This is a genomic window from Streptomyces colwelliae, assembly GCF_048158785.1.
Taxonomy (GTDB): Bacteria; Actinomycetota; Actinomycetes; order Streptomycetales; family Streptomycetaceae; genus Streptomyces.
Map to the genome: position 1 here is coordinate 1 of NZ_JBLTJC010000518.1, position 5,951 is coordinate 5,951.

At 73.4% G+C, this 5,951-nt stretch carries 4 protein-coding genes, 1 tRNA gene and 1 pseudogene; 2 read left to right on the plus strand and 4 right to left on the minus strand.

Translation table 11 applies throughout. The annotated features are described in order from the left end of the window. Positions 1-77 precede the first annotated feature (77 nt). Positions 78-1,085, plus strand: a pseudogene (locus ACNFOC_RS49510) (NADase-type glycan-binding domain-containing protein); the annotation flags it as partial. Between the two features lie 32 nt (positions 1,086-1,117). On the opposite strand, the gene ACNFOC_RS49515 reads toward ACNFOC_RS49510, so the two are convergent. Further along, positions 1,118-1,576: a cupin domain-containing protein gene (locus ACNFOC_RS49515; protein WP_416965558.1), complete on the minus strand. Its 459-nt coding sequence runs from the start codon at positions 1,574-1,576 to the stop codon at positions 1,118-1,120. A gap of 175 nt (positions 1,577-1,751) precedes the next feature. Between ACNFOC_RS49515 and ACNFOC_RS49520 the strand changes: the two genes are divergently transcribed. Further along, complete coding sequence (locus tag ACNFOC_RS49520) at positions 1,752-2,384, plus strand: TetR/AcrR family transcriptional regulator (RefSeq protein ID WP_416965559.1); 633 nt, start codon at positions 1,752-1,754, stop codon at positions 2,382-2,384. A 22-nt stretch (positions 2,385-2,406) separates the two neighbouring features. Here the strand turns inward: ACNFOC_RS49520 and ACNFOC_RS49525 are convergent, their stop codons facing one another. From ACNFOC_RS49525 to ACNFOC_RS49535, 3 genes are all read right to left on the minus strand, one after another. Then, positions 2,407-4,788 (minus strand): hypothetical protein, encoded by a 2,382-nt coding sequence (locus ACNFOC_RS49525; RefSeq protein WP_416965560.1) that lies wholly within the window; start codon positions 4,786-4,788, stop codon positions 2,407-2,409. 2 nt (positions 4,789-4,790) lie between these two features. Continuing rightward, positions 4,791-4,862, minus strand: a tRNA-Pro gene (locus ACNFOC_RS49530). A gap of 69 nt (positions 4,863-4,931) precedes the next feature. Next, positions 4,932-5,915, minus strand: coding sequence for a lysylphosphatidylglycerol synthase transmembrane domain-containing protein (locus ACNFOC_RS49535; RefSeq protein WP_416965561.1), 984 nt, complete (start codon positions 5,913-5,915; stop codon positions 4,932-4,934). Positions 5,916-5,951: the final 36 nt, after the last annotated feature.

Sequence of the window (5,951 nt, forward strand, 5' to 3'; positions counted from 1 at the left end):
TGCCCGCCGTCAACGCGGCCTCGATCAGGGCCAGTTCCCAGCCTCGCTGTACGCCATGACGACATCGATGACCTCGCCCGCGAAGGCCTCCCCGGCGAGCCGCCGCCCCCGGCCGGCGCCCGTCACGGCTGCCGCACCCCACCGAACCGGTCCCCGCCGCCTCCCCGGAACCGGGACCGGCACAGGAGTCCGAGGCCGAGCGCGCCCGGCGGCTCCTCGTCCCGGTCTCCGACCCGGAGCCCCGCCAGGCCCCGTCCGTGGCCCCGGTGCTGCCGGGCCGCCCGGTCGCAGCGCGCCCGCAGTCCGTACGGGCGCCCGGCATCGAACCCGGCGCCGTCGGCGGAGTGCCCTGCCCCTGGTGCGCGACGGCCAACCGGCCCGACCGGCACTACTGCGCCCGGTGCGCGATGCCCATGGCGGGCGAGGAGCGCGCCGCCGGCCAACTGCCTTGGTGGCGGCGGCTGTTCGCGTTCCGGAACGGTGAGATCCCGTGGGCGGGCGACCGGCCCCGGCTGCGCCGTACCTTTGACCGGGTGCTGACCTGGGTGGGCGCGGCGATCGTCCTGACCCTGCTGATCGTGCTGGCCGTCAACATCCCGCGCGCCGTGGACGCGACCAAGGACCACTTCGCCAAGCGGGCCCCCGTCTACCCGGACCGCGTCAGCGCCTCCCGCTCCTACCCGGGCCACAAGCCGGACCTGGCCTTCGACCGGCTGAACAACACCTGGTGGGGGCCGGGAGTGACCCAGTCGGGCAAGGGCCAGTGGCTGGAGGCGCGGTTCGACGAGCCGACCCGGCTGCTGGACCTGATGATCACCCCGGGCGTCTCCACCCGCCCCGACCAGCTCACCCAGTCGGCGCTCCCGCACCGGATCGAGGCGGAGATCACCACGGCCGACGGCAAGAAGATCACCCGCCAACTCACCCTGGACCAGGGGGCGGGCGCCCAGCGCCGGTCCTTCAGGGTCGGCACGGTCACGGCGGTCCGCTTCACCGTCGAGTCCGCCTACGGAACCTCCGGGAGCAAGCAAGTGGCCATCGCCGAGATCGAGTTCTTCGGCCCGTCGAACGCGAGCGGTTCCTGACGGGCGGTCCGTGCGGCGGTGGGTGCGGTGCCTCAGGCGTAGTCGGTCGCGGGGACCGTGGCGTAGCGGCTCATCGTCTCGATCGTCGACTCGGTGTTGAACTCCCGGCCGCCGGCGATCATGTCCCGCAGGTCGCGGAAGTACTGCACGAACAGGTCGGGCGTGAAGGTGTTGACCATCACCGCGGGCTCGTCGCCGGGGTTGGCGAAGGTGTGCGGGGCGCCGGGCGGGATCATCGCGAGGGTGCCCGCCGGGGCGACGTGGACGGTCTCGCCGATGGTGAAGTGCACGGTGCCGGAGACGACGTAGAAGCCCTCGTCGTGCTGGGCGTGGCGGTGCTGCGGCGGGCCCTGGGTGTGCGGGGCGAGGGTGATCTCGCCGATGCCGAGACGGTGGCCGGTGGTGCTGCCGTCCTCCAGGATGCGCATCGTGACCGGCCCCAGGCGGATCGACTCGCCGTCGTCCGGACCGACCACGGAAACCTCGTTCATCGCCGACTCCCTTGTGTGTGGCGCGAGTTGTGCGCCCGTCGCGCTGTGGCGCGCTCTCAGAACAGTAAGCGGGCAACTCTCGTTATGCAAGCAAACTCTTACGATGAGAGCTTGTCGTGATAACGTGCGGGGGACGGCGGGCGACGACGAGCGAATACGGGGAAGTGACGCACCGATGGCGACAGCACAGACGGACACGGGCCGCAGCAACCAGAAGAAGCGCACCCGTACGGCGATCGTCGAAGCGGCCCGCGGGCTGATCGGCACGGGCAGCGAGGTGACGATGCCCGAGGTCGCCCGCGTCGCCCTGGTCTCCGAGGCCACCGCCTACCGCTACTTCCCCGACCTGCCGTCGCTGATCGGCGAGGCCCTGGCCGGTGTCTGGCCCGACCCCGTCGACGCGCTCGGCCCGGTCGCCGACTCCCGTGATCCGGTCGAACGGATCGCGTTCGCCTGCGAGTTCCTCCTCCGCGGCACCCTGGCCCGCCAGGGCGGGGTGCGCGCGATGATGGCGGCGACCATCGTCCGCCCCGACGCGGCGAACATGCGCCCCGGCATCCGCTTCGGCCTCATCGACCACGCGCTCACCCCCCTGGCCGCCACCCTCGGGGAGACGGACCCGGACGCGTTCACCCAGCTCAAGCGCGGCCTCGCGGTCGTCATGGCCGCAGACGCCCTGTTCACCCTCACCGACCAGTGCGGGCTCACCCCCGACGAGGCGATCGCCAGCGCCGTACACACCGCGAAGACCCTGACGGAGGCGGCGGTGCGCACGGCGACGAAGGCGGCGGAGACGGGCGAGGGCTAGGAGCGGCCTGCGTGCGGGCCTCTCAACTGCCCTTTGTGTCTACGGCGGTCGGGTCCGTCGCCAGCCAGTGGCCGTCCGTGGTCCAGCCGAGGAGCCGGCGGGCCCGGCCCCCGTCCGCCGTGCCGTCGGGGGCGAAGCCGCCGCCGTCCGCGACCAGGCGCAGCCCGGCCAGAACGGGCGCGAGGCGGGCGGTGACATGGGCCGGGTGGCGGGCCGCCTCCGCGTCCAGGTCGTCGAGCACGCGGCGCTGTTCGGCGGGCGGGCAGAGAGACAGGTGGAACACCGACTGCCGCCAGGCGTACGCCGCGTCCTTGATCGTGGAGTACGGCCACGGGTTGCGGTGCACCCGGGCCGTCAGCCGGCACACGGTGCCGAAGCAGCGGCGCGCCAGGTCGGCCCAGCCCGGCTCGGGGGCGATGCCGACCCGGTGGACCAGGGTGGCCAGGTTGTGCGTGGTCAGGATCTGGGACTGCTCGATCACCTTGCCGCTGGCCGCCACCCAGGAATCGGACGAGGACTCGGACGACCCCGCCGGGGCCGAGGACGCCGCGGCGGCCCGCTCCGCGCACAGCCGCGCGAACCCCGGGGACGTGCGGGGCCCGGCCCCGGCTTTGTCCGACCGGCCCGCGGCCTTGCCCCCCTCGACGGTCCCTTCGGCGATCGCCAGGTCGCGGATCGCCGCGTAGTCGATGCCGTAGTACCGCTCGTACAGCGAACCGCCGAGCAGCTCGCCCGCGATCCCGGCCGCCACAAGGAACTTGGGGCCGAAAGTGTCCATGAAGATGTCGGCGGCCAGCTCCTCCACCAGCGGGGCGCCCAGCTCGGACTGGCGGGCGAGCACGCCGAGTTCGCGCACCAGCGGGTTGGGGAGGATCGTGCCCGGGAACCCCCGCACCGCCAGCTCGCCCAACTGCCGTAGCAGCAGGGCCGCTTCGGCCGTGCCGTCGCCGCGCTGCGCGGACACCGCCCGCACCCAGGGCAGTTCCTCGATCCGGACCTGCCTCTCCAGGTTGAGCAGGAGCAGCGAACGGCGGTTGCGGAACGCGCGGTAGTTCGCGGCCATCAGCGTCCGCAGCGCCTTGTCGTCGTAGGTCCGCGCGGTGGTGTCCGCGACCAGCCGCGGTATCAGTTCGGCCAGTACCTCGGCCGAGGTGACGACTCCCCGCTCCACGAGGGTGGCGACCGGTGCGCTCAACGCGCCCTCGACCACCCGGCTTATGGCAGGCGGGAGTTGGGCTCCGGTGGGCAGGCCGGTCTCCCGCCGCTCCGGCTCGGAGACGGGGGCGAGTACGGGTCCGAGGTCGGCGATGCCCGACTCCTGGGGCAGCCCGGCGAGGCGGCCCACCACCACCTGCGCCAAGGCGTGGTGGGAGGGGAGGGCTGCCTGGGCCCGCTGTGCGCGGCGCAGTTCCGTGTGCGGTGCCGAGCCCGGCAGACCGCGCCGCCGCACCATCGACGCGACGGCGTGCCGCAGCAGCCCGAGCCGCCGCGCGTCCAACTGCCGCCCGGCGACGGTCTCTTCCAGCGCGCCGCGCAGAATGCCCAGGTTCCCCTTGGGGCTGCGGTGCTTCCCGCAGCGGGTGTGCTCCTCGGCCAGGGACCGGTAACGACTCAGCAGGGCGGCACCGCGCTCCAACCAGTCCGCGTCCGGGGCGAGTTCGAGCACCCGGCCGTCCGCCCCGTCCGCCGTCTCCAGCCAGTGGACGAGCAACTCGTCCCCGAACGGCTGCCATACGGCGAGTGCCTCGCGCTGTGTCTCCACGGCCGCGTTGGGGCGCCGCCGGACCAGCCGGTCCACGGTGTCGGAGACGGTACGGCGGCACAGCGCGTCGGTGTCGTCCGGCGCGGTCCGGCCCGTCGACGGGCGTGGCAGGAACCGGAGTCGGTCCGCGAACGGCTCCAACTCCGCGACCAGGTCCAGCGCGGCGGCCGTCTCCCCGAGCCGCACCAGCCACGCCATGGTGAGCAGCGCGCCTTCCTCGGGCACGGTCACCTCGTACCGCCCGCTGTTCAACTGCCCCCACAGCCAGGTGAGTCCGGTGTCGGTGAGACAGTGCGCGAACAGCGCCCGCCGGTCCGCGGGCACGCCGAACCGCTCCGCGAGCCGCGTCTCGTACGGCTGGAGCGGGCCGCCCGCGCTCGGGGTGCCCGTGGCGAAGCCGCCGTGCACCACCTCGGGGGTGACCCAGGCGGGGAGCCCGGCCACCGGGGTGCGCGAACCGATCGACAGCAGGCCGCCGGCCATCCCCGCGAGCACGGCACGCCAGCGCGTCACGCGGCCCTCCGCGCGCCGGCGGGTGTCGGCGTCCTCGTGGGTCAGCGCGGTCGTGAAGGCCTTGGCCAACTGGCCCAGGGCATAGCCGGGGGCCGCGGTGAGGTGCTGCTGATGAGCGTCGTCATCCATAGCCGACGTGGCGGGTACCGCCCCCGCGCCCTCCGGGTCCCGAGCCCGGTGCTCTGCTACTGAGCTACACGTCGATGAGCAGCGACGTTAGACGTGGAACGGGCGGCCGTACAAGGGGATTTCGACGGACGAGGGGAGTTCGGTCACAGCACCTTCCGGTGGACCAGCGCCGACAGCATCAACGCCCCCGGCAGCAACGGCACCCACACCGTCAGGACGCGGTAGCCGATGACGCTCGCCGTGGCCAGGTCCATGGGGGCGCCGAACGCGACCATCGTGAACACCGTCGCCGCGTCCACCGGACCGATCCCGCCGGGTGCGGGGACGGCGCCGACCGCGGTGCTGGCGGCGAGGAACGCGATGACGACCTGCGCCCAGGACAGCGACAGGCCGAGCGAGGCCCCGACCGAGAAGATCACGGTGGCCTGGAGCACCGGCGCGGCCGCCGCCCCGCCCCACAGGGCGAGGATCCGGCTGGGCATGGTGTGCAGCTGCCGTACGTCGGTCAGCGCGGTGCGGACGCAGCGCAGCGCCGGGCGGCGCAGCGGACGTACGACGGCCAGGAGCAGGGCGGCCGTGCCGAACGCGACCCCCAGCCCTCCGAAGGCGAGGACCAACGACCAGCCCCGCGGGACGAGTTGGCCGAATCGCAGCATCTCGGGGAAGGCGATGAGGAAGGCGATGAGCACGAAGGTCTTCGCGATCGGCCTGACGAGTGAGTACAGGGCGAGCGAGGCGGTGGCGCGGGTGAGGGGGATGCCGCGGCCCTGGAGGAAGCGCAGCGTGACGGCGTGGGCGCCGATGCTGGCCGGCAGCGCGTGGTTGGCGGCGCCGGCGGCGAACTGCGAGGCGATCAGCAGGCCGGTCGGCAGCCGTTCCGGCAGGGCACCCTGGCGGACGAGGGCGGCGGTGCCCCAGCCGAGGCAGGTGAAGAAGAACGCGGCGAGCAGCCACCAGGGGTCGGCGGAGGCGAGCCGGGCCGTGCCGTCGTACATGGCATGCCAGTCGACCGCCGCCCACACCGCGATCAGCAGCAGGGGCAGCAGCGTCAGCACCTTGGTGACGAGGCGTGCCGCGGAGGGCGCGTCAAGACTTCGCGCAACATCCGCGAAATACGGGAGGACCAGGCATGGCGCGGGGCCTGTCCCGTCCTAGGGCGGCCG